This window comes from Tenacibaculum sp. nBUS_03, from assembly GCF_051201695.1.
Taxonomy (GTDB): Bacteria; Bacteroidota; Bacteroidia; order Flavobacteriales; family Flavobacteriaceae; genus Polaribacter.
On record NZ_CP179214.1, the window covers coordinates 2,565,812 to 2,584,775 of the forward strand.

At 30.5% G+C, this 18,964-nt stretch carries 17 protein-coding genes and 1 pseudogene; 11 read left to right on the plus strand and 7 right to left on the minus strand.

The window, feature by feature from the left end; genetic code table 11:
* Positions 1-290 precede the first annotated feature (290 nt).
* Complete coding sequence (gene amaB / locus ACMFBB_RS11875; protein ID WP_435260995.1) at positions 291-1,832, plus strand: L-piperidine-6-carboxylate dehydrogenase; 1,542 nt, start codon at positions 291-293, stop codon at positions 1,830-1,832.
* 73 nt (positions 1,833-1,905) lie between these two features.
* On the opposite strand, the gene ACMFBB_RS11880 is transcribed toward amaB, so the two are convergent.
* Positions 1,906-2,322, minus strand: a complete 417-nt coding sequence (locus ACMFBB_RS11880; protein ID WP_435260996.1) for a hypothetical protein — start codon at positions 2,320-2,322, stop codon at positions 1,906-1,908.
* Positions 2,323-2,455: 133 nt separating this feature from the next.
* Here ACMFBB_RS11880 and ACMFBB_RS11885 point away from each other — a divergent pair, with 133 nt between their 5' ends.
* On the plus strand, positions 2,456-3,562 hold the full coding sequence (locus ACMFBB_RS11885) for an NAD(P)/FAD-dependent oxidoreductase (protein ID WP_435264300.1): 1,107 nt from the start codon (positions 2,456-2,458) through the stop codon (positions 3,560-3,562).
* The gene (locus ACMFBB_RS11890; protein WP_435260997.1) at positions 3,559-4,008 is read left to right on the plus strand and encodes a 3-oxoacyl-ACP synthase; all 450 of its coding nucleotides are present in this window, start codon (positions 3,559-3,561) and stop codon (positions 4,006-4,008) included. The genes ACMFBB_RS11885 and ACMFBB_RS11890 overlap by 4 nt, the downstream gene beginning before the upstream one ends.
* A 76-nt stretch (positions 4,009-4,084) precedes the next feature.
* Here ACMFBB_RS11890 and ACMFBB_RS11895 read toward each other — a convergent pair whose 3' ends face one another.
* Complete coding sequence (locus ACMFBB_RS11895; RefSeq protein ID WP_435260998.1) at positions 4,085-5,020, minus strand: ABC transporter ATP-binding protein; 936 nt, start codon at positions 5,018-5,020, stop codon at positions 4,085-4,087.
* Between the two features lie 133 nt (positions 5,021-5,153).
* Between ACMFBB_RS11895 and ACMFBB_RS11900 the strand changes: the two genes are divergently transcribed.
* From ACMFBB_RS11900 to ACMFBB_RS11910, 3 genes are read left to right on the plus strand one after another with little or no spacing between them, the layout of a single operon-like run.
* A complete protein-coding gene (locus ACMFBB_RS11900; RefSeq protein WP_435260999.1) occupies positions 5,154-5,684 on the plus strand; it encodes an RNA polymerase sigma factor in 531 nt (176 codons plus the stop codon).
* Positions 5,685-5,699: 15 nt separating this feature from the next.
* Entirely contained in the window at positions 5,700-6,128 is a 429-nt protein-coding gene (locus tag ACMFBB_RS11905) for a hypothetical protein (protein ID WP_435261000.1), read from the plus strand.
* A gap of 6 nt (positions 6,129-6,134) precedes the next feature.
* Positions 6,135-6,353 (plus strand): hypothetical protein, encoded by a 219-nt coding sequence (locus tag ACMFBB_RS11910; RefSeq protein ID WP_435261001.1) that lies wholly within the window; start codon positions 6,135-6,137, stop codon positions 6,351-6,353.
* A 247-nt stretch (positions 6,354-6,600) separates the two neighbouring features.
* Here ACMFBB_RS11910 and ACMFBB_RS11915 read toward each other — a convergent pair whose 3' ends face one another.
* Together ACMFBB_RS11915 and ACMFBB_RS11920 are read right to left on the minus strand one after the other, a co-directional pair.
* The gene (locus tag ACMFBB_RS11915; RefSeq protein ID WP_435261002.1) at positions 6,601-6,765 is read right to left on the minus strand and encodes a hypothetical protein; all 165 of its coding nucleotides are present in this window, start codon (positions 6,763-6,765) and stop codon (positions 6,601-6,603) included.
* A 171-nt stretch (positions 6,766-6,936) separates the two neighbouring features.
* Complete coding sequence (locus ACMFBB_RS11920) at positions 6,937-9,096, minus strand: prolyl oligopeptidase family serine peptidase (RefSeq protein ID WP_435261003.1); 2,160 nt, start codon at positions 9,094-9,096, stop codon at positions 6,937-6,939.
* A 170-nt stretch (positions 9,097-9,266) separates the two neighbouring features.
* On the opposite strand from ACMFBB_RS11920, the gene trxA reads away from it, so the two are divergent.
* The 5 genes and pseudogenes from trxA to ACMFBB_RS11945 all read left to right on the plus strand — a co-directional run bounded on the left by trxA (position 9,267) and on the right by ACMFBB_RS11945 (position 15,195).
* The gene (gene trxA / locus ACMFBB_RS11925) at positions 9,267-9,626 is read left to right on the plus strand and encodes a thioredoxin (RefSeq protein WP_435261004.1); all 360 of its coding nucleotides are present in this window, start codon (positions 9,267-9,269) and stop codon (positions 9,624-9,626) included.
* A gap of 269 nt (positions 9,627-9,895) precedes the next feature.
* Positions 9,896-10,867: a ribonucleotide-diphosphate reductase subunit beta gene (locus ACMFBB_RS11930; protein ID WP_435261005.1), complete on the plus strand. Its 972-nt coding sequence runs from the start codon at positions 9,896-9,898 to the stop codon at positions 10,865-10,867.
* A 175-nt stretch (positions 10,868-11,042) separates the two neighbouring features.
* Positions 11,043-13,441, plus strand: a pseudogene (locus tag ACMFBB_RS11935) (ribonucleoside-diphosphate reductase subunit alpha).
* 66 nt (positions 13,442-13,507) lie between these two features.
* Positions 13,508-13,846 (plus strand): nuclear transport factor 2 family protein, encoded by a 339-nt coding sequence (locus tag ACMFBB_RS11940; RefSeq protein WP_435261006.1) that lies wholly within the window; start codon positions 13,508-13,510, stop codon positions 13,844-13,846.
* A gap of 11 nt (positions 13,847-13,857) precedes the next feature.
* Positions 13,858-15,195, plus strand: coding sequence for a deoxyguanosinetriphosphate triphosphohydrolase (locus ACMFBB_RS11945; RefSeq protein WP_435261007.1), 1,338 nt, complete (start codon positions 13,858-13,860; stop codon positions 15,193-15,195).
* A gap of 71 nt (positions 15,196-15,266) precedes the next feature.
* Here the strand turns inward: ACMFBB_RS11945 and ACMFBB_RS11950 are convergent, their stop codons facing one another.
* The 3 genes from ACMFBB_RS11950 to ACMFBB_RS11960 all read right to left on the minus strand — a co-directional run bounded on the left by ACMFBB_RS11950 (position 15,267) and on the right by ACMFBB_RS11960 (position 18,964).
* Positions 15,267-15,737: a hypothetical protein gene (locus tag ACMFBB_RS11950; RefSeq protein WP_435261008.1), complete on the minus strand. Its 471-nt coding sequence runs from the start codon at positions 15,735-15,737 to the stop codon at positions 15,267-15,269.
* A gap of 168 nt (positions 15,738-15,905) precedes the next feature.
* Positions 15,906-16,304 carry a hypothetical protein gene (locus tag ACMFBB_RS11955; protein ID WP_435261009.1) on the minus strand — a complete coding sequence of 133 codons (399 nt, stop codon included), beginning with the start codon at positions 16,302-16,304 and terminating at the stop codon, positions 15,906-15,908.
* The gene (locus tag ACMFBB_RS11960) at positions 16,304-18,964 is read right to left on the minus strand and encodes a hypothetical protein (protein ID WP_435261010.1); all 2,661 of its coding nucleotides are present in this window, start codon (positions 18,962-18,964) and stop codon (positions 16,304-16,306) included. The genes ACMFBB_RS11955 and ACMFBB_RS11960 overlap by 1 nt, the downstream gene beginning before the upstream one ends.

Sequence of the window (18,964 nt, forward strand, 5' to 3'; positions counted from 1 at the left end):
AGTATTTTGAGTGTTTTAATAAAAGCATATCTATTTTTAAGGGGGAATTAGATTTATAATTAAATTGAATTTTTTAATTCAATAACCCTACTTCTGGGTTTTAAAGTGTGCCATCTATATAAACTGTGTGTTTTTATAGATGGTTTCTTTAGTAATTAGCTATTTTGTTTATATTAACACATAAAGTTATAAAAAACAACAAAAAACCTTTGAATGTTTAATTTTTGAAATGTATTTTTATTCGTAGTTTTGTTTCCATAAAAGTTGAACAATAATTAAACTAGAAATAAATGACTGATTTTGGAATTGATAAAGCTATTAAAGAATTAGGCTTGAAAGAAATAAACAACGGAACTTCTACAGGTTCTGTAAATTTTTCTAATGGAGAAATTATTGAATCATACTCTCCAGTTGATGGTAAGTTAATAGGGAAAGTAAAAACTACTACTAGAGAAGATTATGATAAAGTAATGGATGCCGCTACTTCGGCTTTTAAAACTTTTAGAGCAATGCCAGCTCCACAAAGAGGAGAAATTGTTCGTCAGTTTGGAAATAAATTAAGAGAATTAAAAGAGCCTTTAGGTAAGTTAGTTTCTTATGAGATGGGTAAGTCTTATCAAGAAGGTTTAGGAGAGGTTCAAGAGATGATTGATATCTGTGATTTTGCAGTAGGTTTATCTCGTCAATTAAACGGACAAGTAATTCCTTCAGAAAGACCAGGGCACGTAATGAGAGAGCAATGGCACCCAATTGGTGTTGTAGGTATTATTTCTGCATTTAATTTTCCGGTAGCTGTTTGGGCTTGGAATACTGCTTTAGCTTGGATATGTGGAGATGTATGTGTATGGAAGGGGTCTGAAAAAGCACCTTTGTGTTCAGTGGCATGTCAAAATATTATAGCAGATGTTTTAAAAGAAAATAATTTACCTGAAGGTATTTCTTGTATTGTTAACGGTGGTTATAAAGTAGGAGAGTACATTACTACTGACACTCGAATTCCATTAGTTTCTGCTACTGGATCTACAAGAATGGGACGTATTGTTGGTGCAACAGTTGCCGAACGTTTTGGTAAATCTTTATTAGAGTTAGGAGGAAATAATGCAATTATTATTACACCAACTGCAGATTTAACAGTGGTTGTTCCAGGAGCTGTATTTGGAGCTGTAGGAACTTGTGGTCAACGTTGTACATCTACTCGTAGGTTAATTATTCATGAATCAGTTTACGATAAAGTAAAAGATGCTATTGTTGGTGCTTATGGGCAAATTAAAATAGGAAACCCATTAGATGAAAATAATCACGTAGGGCCATTAATTGATAAAGATGCAGTAAATACCTATTTAGCGGCAATAGAAAAAGCAAAAGCTGAAGGAGGAAATGTATTAGTAGAAGGAGGAGTTTTACAAGGAGAAGGATATGAAAGTGGTTGTTATGTTAAACCAGCGATTATTGAAGCAGAAAATCATTTTGAAATAGTACAACATGAAACATTCGCTCCAATTTTGTATTTAATGAAATATTCAGGAGAAGTTGAAAATGCAATTGAATTACAAAATGGTGTAGCTCAAGGTTTATCATCATCAATTATGACAAGCGAAATGAAAGAAGCTGAGAAGTTTTTATCGTATGCTGGATCTGATTGTGGTATTGCAAACGTAAATATAGGTACTTCTGGTGCTGAAATTGGTGGTGCTTTTGGAGGTGAAAAAGAAACAGGTGGTGGACGCGAGTCTGGATCTGATGCTTGGAAAGTATACATGCGTCGTCAAACAAACACAGTAAATTATTCTGATGAGTTACCATTAGCTCAAGGAATTAAATTTGATTTATAATAGTGTTTTAACACTACTAAAAACCCCATTTAAAATATTTTTAAATGGGGTTTTTTATTGGGTTAAAAAAAAGTTATTGCATAATCACATCTTTCCCTTTTTTTATGTTTTCTAGCTTAAAATACTTTATTTTTCCAGCTTCTTTGTAGCTTAAAACAGCTTCATTTTCTTTTAATTCGAAAGGAAATTTATTCTTTACTTTTGGAGGAGTATTACCGTATTCTTTTTTGGAATCGTCATGTAATTGTATATTATACTTGTTATTTCCTGATGAGTAATAGTGCCTTCCAATAATATATTTTGAACTCCCTTTAGTTTCTATTGTTACGTCTATAATTTTATTCATGAAATAGACTTTTTCAAAAATTACCTTTTTTGGAGAAGAAAAAGCTATTTTTACATCTGTACTGTTATTACCAGGCATACCACCAGTAATGTTTACATAGCTGGCTCCTTTGATTGTAAAAGGGGGAGTTTTTTCAAATTTCATGTTAGCGCATTGAGTAAAACTAATAGTTAAAATTAATAGACTGAAGAGTTTCATTATTTTCATTTTATAGTGTTTAGTTTTATTAAATTTAAGGAGTATGCCAAGTTACTAATTTATTATAGATTAAAAAATGTTGAATTATAGTTATTGGGAGTTAAAAGAGTGGTTTTCTAATGTTGATTTTACCATAATAGGAAGTGGAATTGTAGGTTTGAATTGTGCTTTTGAGCTTAAAAATAAATATCCTCAAGCTAAAATAATAGTAGTTGAAAAAGGAGTTTTACCCCAAGGAGCAAGCAGTAAAAATGCGGGTTTTGCTTGTTTTGGCAGTTTGTCTGAACTTATAGATGACTTAAAAACACACAGTAAAGAAGAAGTTTTTAATTTAGTAAAGAAAAGATGGGAAGGATTACAGTTATTACGAACTAATTTAGGGGATAAAAATATTGATTTTCAGAAAAATAAAGGTCATGAATTATTTTTAGATGCAAGTTTTTATAATGAGTGTTTAGACAAGATAGATGAAATAAACACTTTACTAAATCCATTATTTAAAAGGAATGTATTTACTGTTAATGACAATGTTTTTAAATTTGAAAATATCTATAAAAATTATATAACTAATTCTTTAGAAGGTCAGATAGACACTGGTAAAATGGTTACTCAGTTACTTAAAAAAACTCAGGATCTAGATATAAAGATTTTGAATGGAATTGCTATTGAAAGTTTTATTGAAGATAAAAATAAGGTACACATCAAAACAAACAAAATAGAGTTTACTTCCCGAAAATTATTAATAGCAACGAATGGTTTTGCTAAAGAATTACTGAAAGAAGATGTGAAGCCAGCAAGAGCTCAAGTATTAGTTACTAAACCCATTGAAAACCTAAATATCAAAGGAACATTTCATCTAGATAAAGGGTACTATTATTTTAGAAATATTGATAATAGAATTTTGTTAGGAGGAGGTAGAAATCTTGATTTTAAAACTGAAGAAACTACTAATTTTGGACAAACAGATTTAATTCAAAATAAACTAGATGAAATCTTACAAAAAGTTATTTTACCAAACAAGGACGTAGAGGTTGATTACAGATGGAGTGGAATAATGGGAGTAGGAACACAAAAAAAAGCGATAGTAAAACAACTGTCAAATAATGTTTTTTGCGGCGTTCGTTTAGGTGGAATGGGAGTAGCTATTGGTAGTTTAATAGGTAAAGAGTTAGCAGATTTAATATGAACATAAAAGAAATACTATATAATGAATGTGAGGCTTTTGTAAATAATCGTTTAGAAACAATTGAGAGGATTATAAGTTCAAATAAAAATGCATTATACTCTGAAACAAAAAGTTCAGCTGGTGATAAGCATGAAACTGGTAGATCCATGTTACAATTAGAAATGGAAAAAGCTGGCCAACAATTAAAAGGTGTACAACAAATGAAAGAAACCTTAGCAAGAATAGTTTTAAATACCAATTCTAGTACTGGTTGCCTTGGAAGTGTTATAGAAACAAATTCTTTTACTTATTTTTTAAGTATTTCAGCAGGTAAAATTCTTATCAATGATAAAACATTTTTTGCAGTTTCAGTTTCATCTCCAATTGGAAAGTTATTATTAGGAAAAACTGTTAATGATGAACTTATTTTTAATGGAAATAAAATAACTATAAAAAATATACTTTAATACTAAAAGTAGGGATTGGTATTATCTAACTGTTTAATAAAAGTAATTATCAATCTATAACGAGTAGTTTGAATTTTTAAACAGTTTCACTATTAATATTTAGTGAGACTGTTGTATTTTTATATAGACTACAAGTATGATTTAAAAATACTATTTGACCTTCTAAATCGGTTTCTATTAGCCAGTAAAAACCTTTATAATATGAGTTTAAAACGGTGGCAACAATAGTTGATTTTTCCACGATTTTAACCTGATGAGGATATAAAAGTAATTTTCTATTGTTAATGACAACTTCATTTACATCATCAAATAAAGAAGCTATATATTTTTCTACGGGTGCATTATATAGTTTTTTAGGAGTGCCTTTGGCAAGTATTTGATTATTTCTAATTACAATCATTTTATCGGCAAAAGAAAGGGCATCACCACCATCATGAGTAGCTACAATACATGCAATATTTTTGTTTTTTAAATAAGTAAACAACTTTCTTCTTAAAGAGTTCTTTTTAAAATTATCTATTTGACCAAAAGGTTCGTCTAGTAATAATAACTCTGGTTCTTTAGCAAGTGCCCTAGCAATAGCAACTCGTTGTTGTTGCCCACCACTTAAATTTTTAACTTTTTCATGAGCAAATTCAGTCATTTCAATAACTTCAAGTAATTCTTTAGTTCGTTGTTGGGCTTTCTTAGGGTAAAATCGAGATAAAAATTTTGAAATATTTTCACTCACAGTAGTGTAAGGCATTAAGTCAAAATCTTGAGCCACGTATTTAAAAAAGTCCATGCCTGGAACTAAATGATAAGCAGGGCCTAAAATTTGAGTTTTTTTCCAGAAGATAGTACCTTTATTTACATCTAATAAACCGTAAATAATTTTCAGTAATGTAGATTTTCCACATCCACTTTCTCCCATTAAGCATAAGTTTTCACCCTCTTTGAGGGTAAAGCTCACGTTTTGTAAAGTGTTCTTCTGTGTAGAATATTGAAAAGAAATATTATTTACTTGTAGCATAGAACAAAAATAAGCAAAGCAATAAAATAATACCTCTTTGTATTGAATGATGAATTTTAATTTTTTTATAAAAAATGCAATAGATTATAATATGTACGTCTTTATAACTGAAGAGCGATTAAAAAGCTTGTAAATGAACCACAAATCAGAAAATAATAAAAAGCTCAAAGCATTTTTTGATAAAGAATATAATGTTCTTAAGTCATATGTTGGGTCTAAAATAAAGCAAAATATTAATCAAGATGCTGAAGATATTATTCAAGATGTGGCGCTTAAGCTGTTCTCTGGTGTAAGTGGGTATTCTCCTATTAATAATGTAGCGAGTTTTGTGTATCGATCCTTAAAAAACAAGATTATTGATAGGATGAGGAAGAATAAACAGAATTTATCTGATGAAGATGTTGATACTTTAAAGCTAAACGAGCTCACAGAAGCTTTATATGGAGCTTCAGATGATGTTTATTCAGATGCAATGAAGGAAGAAATTAAGTTAAGAATGTTGCGCTTAAAGCCTATATATAAAGAAATAATTATTGCCATAGATTTTGAAGGATATACATATAATGAAGTATCACAAGATTTAGGAGTACCAATAGGAACATTAATGTCTAGAAGGCATAGAGCATTAGGAATTTTATTAAAAAAAATAGAATTAAAAACATAATAAGAATTTAAAGAGATGGAAAATTTATTTAAAGAAAGAGTTAAAGGGGAGTCTTTAGGGATATTTATTGGAAGGATAGTTTGTGGGGTGATAGCTGTTATTGGGTTAGCTGTACTTTTCGGGTATGTAATCATGTGGTTATGGAATACGTTAATGCCAGATATTTTTGGATTACCAGTGATTAGTTATTGGCAAGCAGTGGGATTGTTTATTTTGTCTAAAATTTTATTGTGCTCTGGAGGGTCAGGAGGAAAACAAAAGTCGGATTGCTCTTCAAAAAAACAAGAAAAACATAAATTTAAATCTTTCGCAAAAAATAGGTGTGCTAAGAGCTTTGCAGATTGGCAATATTATGAAAAATTTTGGGAAGAAGAAGGGAGTGAAGCCTACGAAAAATTTATTAAACGTATGGATGAAAACAGTAATACAGATACTAAACAATAATAAATTATGAAATTATTTATTTACGGAACTGATATAGATACTGAATATAAAGTGAAATCAATTCATAAGTTATTTCATGAAGACAAAAATATTATTGATGTATCAATTGATATTGAAGACGTTGATAACGTTTTACGAATAGAAGCAACGGATTATGTAGAAGAAAATGATATTATTAATAAAGTTGAAAAAAAGGGATTCTATTGTGTGGAGTTAGTAGATTAAGTAAAGAATGACAAAAAAACCGATACAGATGTATCGGTTTTTATTTTACAATGTGAGTCTAAGATAAACGATACTCTAAGAATAGAGTTTGTTTACTAAATTTTAACTCTTTCCTTAAGTTTTACATACATTCCTTAATTTTATAATTAGATAAAGGTTGATGCTTGTATTAGTATACCTCTAAATAAAAAGGCTTAACAATGATACCATTGTTAAGCCAATATGTTTTAAAACCTAAATGGAATATTTAAAAAGGATTAGAAATATAGCATCCTTTAAAAACATAATTTTCATATACCTCAATATGACCAGGAGGGCAATATGATATTTTTATAGGTTCATCACCTCCTTTAAGGTTTTTAAGTTCATCTTTGTTTAATTGATACTTTTTTAAATTTTTAAATGAATTCATAGTAATTATAATTTATAATGTATTGCAATTTAAATAATCTTCTCGAAATTTGACATGAAAAAATCAAAAATATCTGTTAAAAAAAGACAATAAAAGTTCAAATTTTTTTAATGTTCCACAAGTAATAAATCCATACTTTTAAATTGTTGAAATCAGTTTTAAAATTTATAACTAACTTTTAATTTTTGAGTCAGATAGGTCTGGTAATTGGTCAAAGCCCATGTTAAATAATGTAAATCCAAATATGTCAGCATATTGTTCAATAGTTTTTGCTACTGGGGTTCCAGCTCCATGACCTGCATTTGTTTCAATTCTAATTAATACAGGATTAGTTCCTTTTTGTTTCTCTTGTAATTCAGCTGCAAATTTAAAACTATGTGCAGGTACTACTCTGTCATCATGATCACCAGTAGTTACCATTGTAGCAGGATATTTTACATCTTTATTTACATTGTGAACAGGTGAATACCCTTTTAAATATTCAAACATTTCTTTGCTTTGCCCGGAAGTTCCATAGTCATAAGCCCAACCTGCTCCAGCAGTAAAAGTATGATAACGTAACATATCTAGTACTCCAACTGCAGGTAATGCTACTTTCATTAACTCTGGTCGTTGTGTCATAGTTGCTCCAACAAGTAAACCACCATTTGACCCACCTTGAATGGCTAAATAATCTGATGAGGTGTACTTTTCTTTAATTAAATATTCAGCAGCGGCTATAAAATCATCAAAAACATTTTGTTTTTTTAATTGAGTACCTGCATCGTGCCATTTTTTTCCATATTCACCACCACCGCGTAAGTTAGGAACAGCGTAAACACCACCTTGTTCCATCCAAACAGCATTAACAACACTAAAACTTGGAGTTAAACTTACATTAAAACCACCATACCCATATAATATAGTAGGGTTTTTTCCATCAAGTTTTACTCCTTTTTTATAGGTTATAATCATTGGTATTTTAGTACCATCTTTTGAATTGTAAAAAACTTGTTTGCTTTCATATGCACTAGCATCAAAAGCAATGTTTGGCTTCCAGTATATTTCATATGTTCCATCTTCAGGATTGAATTTATAGGAAGTTCCAGGAGTGTTATAATTGGTAAATGAAAAATATAATTCTTTAGCTTCTTTTTTTCCTCCAAAACCACCAACAGACCCAACTCCTGGTAGTTTTATTTCTCGTACTAACTTTCCATCGTAATCATATTGTAATACTTTAGAAACAGCATCAACCATATATTCAGCAAAGAAATACCCAGAACCAGTAGATGGACTTAACACGTTTTCTGTTTCAGGAATAAAATCTTTCCAGTTTTTCTCTGTAGGGTTTGATGCATCTACTGTAACTATTTTTTGATTAGGAGCGTTAAGGTTGGTAACTAAATATAATTGAGTCCCTTTGTTTTCTATAACGTAAGTATCACTATTGTCAGTGTCTAAAATTGTAACAATAGGATTGTTATCGTTTGATAAATCTTTCATTAATAATTTATTCCCAGAGGTAGATATTCGTGGGTAAATAAAAAGATACTTACCATCTTCGGTAACGCTTCCACTAACATATCTATGTTTCTCCTCTGGTTTAGCACCAAAAATTACTTTGTCTTCTTTTTGACTTGTTCCTAATTTGTGGTAGTATAATTTATGTTGATCAGTTTTAGCTGATAACTGACTTCCTTCAGGCTTGTCATAGCTTGAGTAATAAAAACCTTCGTTTCCTTTCCATGATATTCCAGAAAACTTAACATCAACGATGGTATCTTCTTTAATTTCTTTTGATTCAGTATCCATGATAATTACTTTTCTCCAGTCACTACCGCCCTCAGATATTGAATAAGCTACTGTTTTTTTGTCTTTGGAAAAGCTAACTGAACCTAATGAGGTGGTTCCGTCTTCTGCAAAAGTGTTTGGGTCTAAAAACACCTCTTCTTTTCCATCTTTGTCTTTTCTGTATAAAACATAATGGTTTTGTAAGCCATTGTTTTTATAGAAATACGTATAATCACCTCTTTTAAAAGGAACCCCTAATTTTTCGTAATTCCATAATTCAGACAATCGTTCTTTTAATTGTTCACGATAAGGGATTTTATTTAAGTAATCAAAAGTAACTTCATTTTCAGCTTTAACCCAAGCCTCTGTTTCTTTACTTTTATCATCTTCTAACCAACGATAGTTGTCTGTTATTTTTGTTCCAAAATAATCATCAACTACAGGATTTTTAGTAGTTTCAGGATAGTTCACACTAATGTCGTTTTTTGTGTTTTTTGATTCTTTACAAGCCATAAATATAGTGCCAGTAATTAGAATGGGAAAGATTAGTTTTTTCATCTTAAAAAGAATTAGATAATTCTCTCAAAGTTAGAAGAAAAATAGTCAAGAGCCTTGATTTTAAGAGGATTTTAACATAAAATTGTTTTTTGTAATTATTGTCGGTTAAAACGACTAATTTTACAAGTTAAGAGATTTAAAGTAGAAGTAAGTATATAATTAATTTTAAAATGACAGAAAATTTAACAAAGGAAACTTTTCTTGAAAAGGTTTTTAACTATGAAAAAAATAAAGAGTGGAGTTTTGAGGGTGAAATTCCAGCAATTATTGATTTTTATGCTGATTGGTGCGGTCCTTGTAAAGCATTAGCTCCAGTTTTAGAAGATTTAAGTACCGAGTATGAAGGTAAAATTCATATTTATAAAGTAGATACTGAAGCAGAACAAGAGCTTTCTGCTGCATTTGGTATTCGAAGTATTCCTTCTATGCTTTTTTGCCCTAAAGGAGAAGAGCCTCAAATGGCAAATGGAGCACTACCCAAAAAACAAATAGAACAAATAATAGGAGATGTTTTAAAAATAAAAAAGTGATGTTAAAAGCATCACTTTTTTTTATGAAATAAACTGTTTTAAGAAACTCAGTGATTATCACTACGGAAGCTTTTTTTAGGTTTTTAATTGTTTGATTAGTAGTTTTTTAATAAATGTAATTTTAGGGCGTTAAAATCTTAAAAACACCATTTTGTTAAAAACTTCAAGGGATTTGTGAATAAGTATGGCTTTCAATTTTTAGTAAAAATCCCAATCTTTGTTATTCCCTTACGACTATAAAAATAACACATTAAATTTTAGTTTATAGAATGGCTAGTATTGAACCAATTTTACAAGAGAACAAAGACAGATTTGTAATTTTTCCAATTCAACATAATGATTTATGGGAATGGTACAAAAAACAACAAGCGTGTTTTTGGACAGCAGAGGAAATTGACTTGCACTCTGATTTAAATGATTGGAATACTAAGTTATCTGATGATGAACGTTATTTTATAAAGCATGTTTTGGCATTTTTTGCTGCGTCTGACGGTATTGTAAATGAAAATTTAGCTGAAAACTTTGTAAATGAAGTTCAGTATTCTGAAGCTAAATTCTTTTACGGTTTTCAAATAATGATGGAAAATATTCATTCTGAAACATATTCATTATTAATTGATACGTATATTAAAGATGAAGAAGAAAAGAATCGTTTATTTCAAGCTATTGATGTTTTTCCTGCAATTCGAAAAAAAGCAGATTGGGCATTAAAATGGATAGAATCTGATTCTTTTGCTGAACGTTTAATTGCTTTTGCTGCTGTAGAAGGAATTTTCTTTTCAGGATCTTTTTGTTCTATTTTCTGGTTAAAGAAAAGAGGTTTATTACCTGGGCTTACTTTTTCAAATGAGTTAATTTCTCGTGATGAAGGGATGCATTGTGATTTTGCGGTACATTTACACAATAACCACTTGGTAAATAAAGTTCCTAAAGAAAGAATAAAAGACATTATAGTGTCTGCACTTGATATTGAACGTGAGTTTATTACTGAATCATTACCAGCTAGTTTAATTGGAATGAATTCTAAATTAATGACCCAATATTTGGAGTATGTAACCGATAGATTGTTACTAGAATTCGGTTGTGAAAAAGTCTATGAATCTACTAACCCATTTGACTTTATGGAAATGATTTCTTTAGAAGGAAAAACAAATTTCTTCGAAAAGAGAGTGTCTGAGTACCAAAAAGCTGGAGTAAAATCTGGAGGTACTGGAAGTATCAGTTTTGATGCTGATTTTTAAAAAGGAAAAATTATACTGCTACCCCCTACATGCGGTAATGTAAAGGTTAAAACAAATAAGTTTGTTTTAACACTATATATCTAGTTTCAAAAGAAACCATTTTTTTAATTATTAAAAGGTTACTATAAGTAATAGCTTTGGTGACCCTGTAAACCAAAAAATCAAAAGTAATAATATGTATGTAGCTAAAAGAGACGGTAGAAAAGAACCAGTGATGTTTGACAAAATCACGGAGAGAGTAAGAAAAATGTGTTATGGGTTAAACAGTATTGTTGACCCTGTAAAAGTTGCAATGCGGGTTATTGAAGGTTTATATGATGGTGTAACAACATCAGAGTTAGATAATTTAGCCGCTGAGGTAGCCGCAACATTAACAACTGCTCATCCTGATTATGCAAAATTAGCTGCAAGAATTGCTGTATCTAACTTACATAAAAATACCAAAAAGTCATTTTCTGATACAATGACTGATCTTTATAACTACGTGAATCCACGTACAGGTAACAAAGCGCCTTTATTATCTGATGATGTTTATAAGATTATCATGGATAATGCAAACAAGTTAGATTCAACGATTATTTATAGTCGTGATTTTAATTATGATTATTTTGGTTTTAAAACGCTTGAGCGTTCTTATTTATTAAAATTAAACGGTAACATTGTTGAGCGTCCACAACAGATGTTAATGCGTGTTTCAATTGGTATTCATAAAGAAGATATTGATGAGGCTATTGCTACATACGAGCTAATGAGTAAAAAATATTTTACACACGCTACACCAACGTTGTTTAATTCAGGAACTCCAAAACCGCAAATGTCATCTTGTTTTTTATTACAAATGCAAGACGATAGTATTGACGGAATTTATGATACATTAAAGCAAACAGCTAAAATTTCACAGTCTGCTGGTGGAATAGGTTTGTCTATTCATAATATTCGTGCTACAGGATCATACATTAGTGGTACTAACGGAACTTCAAACGGAATTGTACCAATGTTACGTGTGTTTAATGATACTGCACGTTATGTAGATCAAGGCGGAGGAAAACGTAAAGGGTCTTTTGCAATGTATTTAGAGCCTTGGCATGCTGATATCTATGATTTTTTAGATTTAAAGAAAAACCATGGTAAAGAAGAAATGCGTGCACGTGATTTATTTTACGCGATGTGGATTTCAGATTTATTTATGAAACGAGTGCAAGAAAATGGAGATTGGACATTAATGTGCCCACATGAATGTCCTCATTTATATGATACTTACGGAGAAGAATTTGAGCGTTTGTATACTAGTTATGAAGAAGCAGGAAAAGGAAGAAAAACGATTAAAGCACGTGATTTATGGGAGAAAATCTTAGAATCTCAAATTGAAACAGGTACTCCGTACATGTTGTATAAAGATGCTGCTAACCGTAAATCAAACCAAAAGAATTTAGGTACCATACGTTCATCAAACTTATGTACAGAAATTATGGAATATACTGCTGACGATGAGGTAGCGGTGTGTAACTTAGCTTCCATAGCAATACCAATGTTTGTTGCTCAAGATGAAAACGGAAACAAGTTTTTTGACCACAAAAAATTATTTGATGTAACTAAGAAAGTAATACGTAACCTAGATACGGTAATTGATAGAAATTACTACCCAGTAAAAGAAGCAGAAAACTCTAATGTTCGTCACCGTCCAGTAGGATTAGGGATTCAAGGACTAGCAGATGCTTTTATCATGTTACGTTTACCTTTTACTAGTGAAGAAGCGAAAACGTTGAATCAAGAAATTTTTGAGACATTATATTTTGCTTCTGTAACCTCATCGGTTGAGATGGCTAAAGCAAAAGGAGCATACTCTACTTTTAAAGGGTCTCCAATGTCTGAAGGAGAATTCCAGTATAACATGTGGGGTATTCAAGATGATGAGTTAAGTGGAAGATGGGATTGGAAATCTTTACGAAGTGAAGTAGTTGAGCATGGTGTTCGTAACTCTTTATTAGTAGCACCAATGCCTACAGCATCTACATCTCAAATACTAGGAAATAATGAGGCTTTTGAGCCATATACTTCTAATATTTATACTCGTAGAGTATTATCTGGTGAATTTATTGTAGTAAACAAACACTTATTAGAAGATTTAGTTGAATTAGGATTGTGGGATAATGCAATGAAAGAAGGATGATGCGTGCAAACGGATCTATCCAGCATATTGAAGAAATTCCTCAAGACTTAAAAGACTTATATAAAACAGTTTGGGAAATGAGCATGAAAGATATTATTGATATGGCTCGCCATAGAGGGTATTTTATCGATCAATCTCAATCGTTAAACTTATTTATGAAAGACCCAGATTTTGGTAAGTTAACGTCAATGCACTTCTATGCTTGGAAATCAGGTTTAAAAACGGGAATGTATTATTTACGTACTAAATCGGCTGTAAATGCAAAACAATTTACCCTAAATATTGAGAAGAAACAAGAAGTAATTGAAGATGATAAGCCAATGAGCGCTGAAGAGTTTAAAAAAATGGTAGATGCTTCTAAAAATGGAGCACCAGACGATGATTGCTTAATGTGTGGATCTTAATTATCAAATATATATTTAAAGGAAAAGAGAAGTCGAAAGGCTTCTCTTTTTTAGTATTTTCGCACTATGAATCCTGAAAAAATAGTTCAAAATCAACTAGACGCTTACAATAGTAGAAATCTGCCTGATTTTTTAGCATGCTATGCAAACGATATCAAAATTTACAATTTTAAAGAGCAAATACCTTATATTTCAGGATTAAAATCTTTAGCTGATGCTTATAAAGTAGTTTTTGATGAATCTCCTGAATTGTGTGCCACGATAGCGAATAGAATTGTATATGACAATAAAGTGATAGATCAAGAACAGGTAACAGGAAGAAGTGGCGCAGATTTTTTAGAAGTTGTAGTGATTTATGAAGTTGAAAACAACTTAATAGTTAAAGTACATTTTATTAGAAAATAAAAGACAAAACAATGAATTGGGAGCAATTACTATCGTTAAAGCGATTTGGAGATACACAAAAGCGTGAGAGAGCTAAACAAGATGAAACTCGTTTAGGATTTGAAGTAGATTTTGATAGAATTATATTTTCATCAGCTTTTAGAAGTTTACAAGATAAAACCCAGGTAATTCCATTATCAAAAACCGATTTTGTACATACCCGTTTAACGCATAGTTTAGAAGTATCTGTTGTAGGTCGGACATTAGGTAGGAGAGTAGGAAAGGAGCTGTTAAAGCGTCATCCTAAATTAGTAGAATTAGGATATACCTTTAACGACTTTGGTGCTATTGTGGCGGGAGCTTCTGTAATGCATGATATAGGAAATCCCCCTTTTGGTCATTCAGGAGAAAAAGCGATAGGAGAATATTTTAAAACAGGAAAAGGGCTTCAATATAAAGAAGCGTTAACTGAGCTGGAATATCAAGATTTAATAGACTTTGAAGGAAATGCAAATGGCTTAAAAATTTTAACGGAGAGTAGAGATGGTGTTGAGGGTGGTTTACGATTGTCGTATGCTACACTAGGAGCTTTTATTAAGTATCCTAAAGAGAGTTTACCTAAAAAGCCAACCAAACATATAGCAGATAAAAAATATGGCTTCTTTCAGTCGGAAAAGACTGCTTTTCAAGATTTAGTTGAAGATTTAGGATTGAAACAGAAAGAAAGTACTGGGATTTCTTATTATCGTCATCCCTTAGCGTATTTAGTAGAAGCTGCAGATGATATTTGTTATACAATTATCGATTTTGAAGATGGTATTAACTTAGGTTTAATTGATGAAGATTATGCCTTAGAGTATATGATTAAGTTAGTTAAAAACACGATAGATAGCGCAAAATACCATTCCTTAAAACATAAAAAAGATAGGGTTAGCTATTTACGAGCGTTGGCAATTGGTGTTTTAATTAATGAGGCAGTAGCTATATTTTTAGCAAATGAGGAGGCTATTTTAAACGGAACTTTTGATAAAGGCTTGTTAGATAAATGTCAATATGAAGCTCAAATTAACGACATTATAAAAATTAGTGTTGCTAAAATTTATAAAAGTAAAGAGGTAGTTGAAAAAGAAGTAGCAGGATATAAAATTATTGCCGATTTGTTAGATGTTTTTGTAACTGCTTTAAATAATAAATTTGAGAATAAGCAGTCAAATTACGATGCCTTAGTATTGAATTTATTACCACAAGAATATCAGCAAGAACGAGAAAATTTATACGATAGAGTAATGCAAATATGTAGTTATATTGCTGGATTATCTGATGGTTTTGCAATTCGTTTGCATAGAAAAATAATGGGAAATATTGTTTAGGTAAAGGTTATAACTATATTAAAAATAACTAAATAAGGATGAATACTGTTTTATTCATCCCTTATTTAATTTTATAAAGGAATGTTATTTAACCTTCTATAAATAGCATCGTTAATCATTTTACTAAAGGTGTATTTGACATCCTTTAAAAATGGTTCATTTCCCTCATAAGCACCTGAAGGATCTAGTATATATACATTGGGGTCTTCTTTATCCTCATCTAAAAAGAAAATGCTATATATTGCATCAAGCTGGTCAAACACAAAATAAGGTCTATCCATTTTGTAACCTGTGTACTCTAATGATTCTTCACAATCTTCTCTAAGCTGTTCAAAGTCATCCGATATTGCAACAATATCAAGTCCGTTTGACTCTCCAGCCAAAGTTAAAAACTCATTAAAAACCAAAGGGAATTCTTTGCCATCATTAAACTTTTCGGAAAGGATCAAGGTATCTTCTTTTGAAAGCCCTTTATTTACTGCCCAAGATTCCCCAATCAAGTTTGGGTTATCTTTTAATTTTTGCATATATTTTAATTTCATCTTTATTTCTTTTTTGTAGCAATTGAAATGTTTTAAGTAAATATACTCACCATAGATAATTCTAATGACTAAAAATGGCACTTACTATTAGCAAGCGCCTTTTACAGTTTTATAAATTCTCTTTCTTAATTTAAATAACATAACTACATTACTTTATCTTAATATAGTTTATTCTTTTTTTTGACGAATTCTCGGTCCAAATATAAAACGTTTTTTAGGTCTTCTGCCGTAGATATACTTACGTATTTCTTGTATTTCATCTTCTGTTAATGCCTCATTATATGTGATTTTTTTACCATCAAAATGAAATACTTTGAGTAACACTGGACTGTACTCGAATAATTTTGAAAAACGTTCAATTTCAGCACTTCTTAATAAGTACTCCTTTTCAAAATATTGCCCATAATCACTTTCTCCCGAGCAAACAACTCGATTCCAAAACAACAAGCGATTAATACATGTTGATGCATCAAGTGATTCCATTTTTTTGTATGCTTGATGTAATGACTTTTGAACATTTGCTCCTCCCGTTAAATTATATAATAATTCTTTTATTTCTGGTTTCATTATTCTTTACTTATTAAATTATTTATTTCTTCGATTACTTCCTCAATGAATATATTTTTAGGATAAAACTCATCAATATGCTCTTTAATAGCAAAATAATCTTTATGATCTATAGGGAATCCCGCTTCTCTTTGAAATTTTTGCTCAGCTAAATATGCTCGCATCTCAAAATCATGACTATCACCAAATTTAGCAATTATTTCCTCTATAGTTTTACCTTCTTTATCCATATCCTTAATTTTATGATAATCTATACAATGGATTCCTTCATGAATAATCTCACCCATAGCAGTCTCAGCATTAGTTTTTGCTCTTAAGTAAATATCTAAATCAGCCATTGCTGAAGTGTTTTCTATTATATCTTCTGAGTACCCATCAGCTCTTAAAAGAGTATCGAATTCAAAATCTTCTAGAACATGAATTATTATCGTATCATTGTCAATGTACTTAATAATTTCATCCGTTTCTTCTGTTATGCCTTTCATGTTTTTCAAAAGTACATTTAGCCTGACATCACGAATACTTTTCCAACCATAATTAATCCTGAAATCTTTAGAAACTTTAAACTGTTTTTTATATATCTTCTTTAATTCATCAATAATCCCTTTTTTATCAACCTTTCTTTTTTTAGCTAACTCATCTAAAGACTTTGTAAAATTAGAGTTTTCTACAATTTCTTTTGCTGTTTTCTGTAGTTTTCCCTTTAAAAAAACCGAAACCTCTCCAGTCAATGCTACCATTTCTAAATAAAAAAGGTATTTAGAAATACTTTTTCCTAACTCTGTATCATCAATACTGGTGAGGTTTAACAAAGTGTTTACGGCTCCTGAGCTTACTTCTATTACACCAGCTACTACCTTTGTTGCTGCAATTGCTGTAGTTACTTGTTTGGTTTTATACAATAAGGTTTTCCCGTTTTTAAGGAGTTTTACTAAACGTCCTACTTTAATCAGGTTACCAACCCCTGATACAGTAGTTAGTATATCAACTCCATATTCTACTCCTGTTAATACATTTTCCCAAAAAGCCTTTTGGTCATTTGCGTATAATAAGAATGCAGGTAGCTTTGTAAAGCGAATGCCTTCTTTTTGATCTTTGTCTTTTAAAAGAAATGCAGGGTTTTTACCATTCTGTAATACCAATGGTGAAAACGGGTGGTAGCTGTATTGGTGTTTTTCTTGCTTTTCTACTATTATTTTTTGATCTCCATCTTCTCGTTCTATTGTTTTTTCTTCAAACCTACCTGTTTTTATGTTAACAGAAATATCTAATAGAGGTTGGTCGCCCTTCCAGTTTATGGTAGCATTATCAGAATGAAATCCTAAAATTTTCTTAGATTGATATGCTAAAAGTACAGGGGTTTTATCAGTAATAGCTATTAATTTATTGGTTTTTGGGTTGATATCCGCATACGAACTACTTTTCCAGATACTCCAAATAAAATATACATAGGTTTGAAAATGCTCTCCATTTAAACCATCAATTAGCTTGTATAAAAGTATTTTTTTACCTGCTTTTCTAATTAATAAGTTTTTAATAAAAAGATCGTTTATTTCTTTACTTCCAATGTCTTTCTCTTCTAGTACTTTTGAGCCGTCTATGGTTTTTGTTTTTTGCCTATGTGTGTACCTGAAATAAAGTATTCGTAATGTTTTTATAATTAAATCTTCCTCATTAATACTTAAATAGTTTCGTATGTAGCCTTTGGCTAACCCTTCTAGTAAATTCCAAAGAGAGTCAGTATTAAATGCATAGTATAAGGGTTGCGCTAAATGATATACAATAGCTGCTTTATTATGTAGCTTACTATTATTATAGGCAGGAGCTATTTTTTCAATTAATTTAATTAAAAATAAATTACGCCATTTAGATTGAAAGTCTGTAAACTCATTGTAATAGCTAAAAATTGTTTCGTTTAAAAATTGTAGTACCGTAATTATATCTTTACAATAAATACGTAGCCCTATAAATTGGTAATCTTCTTCTGCTAGTGGTATGCTTCTTATTTCAGTACTATCTTTTTCATAATAATAAGACAAACAATAGCTAAAACCTGTACCAATTGATTTTGTAATAACAGGAAATTTATGAATTAACCCACTTTCAGTATTCGGAACAACTTTAATAGTATCTGCTATTGAATTTCCGTACACACTTGTATACTTATAAGGAACACTGGAGTAGCTTTTTAAATAGGAAAAAGCACTTGCTTGGTAAGCAGCATAGTTACTTAAGTTGTTTAAGGTTGTTATTTGAATTGAAGTAACTAGAGTGTCTTCTTGATTTACATAAAAACCATATCCGCCATTATATAATTCATCAGGAATATTGAATTCTTTTATATATTCCTTTATTCCTTTTTCAGGATATAATACTAAGTGATTTTGATAGGTAATAGGTTTGTAAAAAATACCTGTGGTATACTGTTGTTTTAAAAAAGCGTTATTATTTTTATTTAAATATATGGTTTGTGGGGTTATTGTTTTTGAAAGATTAACTTCTTTGTGTTGTGATCCAAAATCTCGAAAAGACTGGGTGCTTTCTTCAAAGGTAGCCTCATGGGTTATTTTTTTTACCAACACTTCTTGATTTGTTTTACCATTGGAAGCTCCTACTTTTAAGAATTTAATTAAGTCTGTTATGGTTGTAATAGTGTTCAT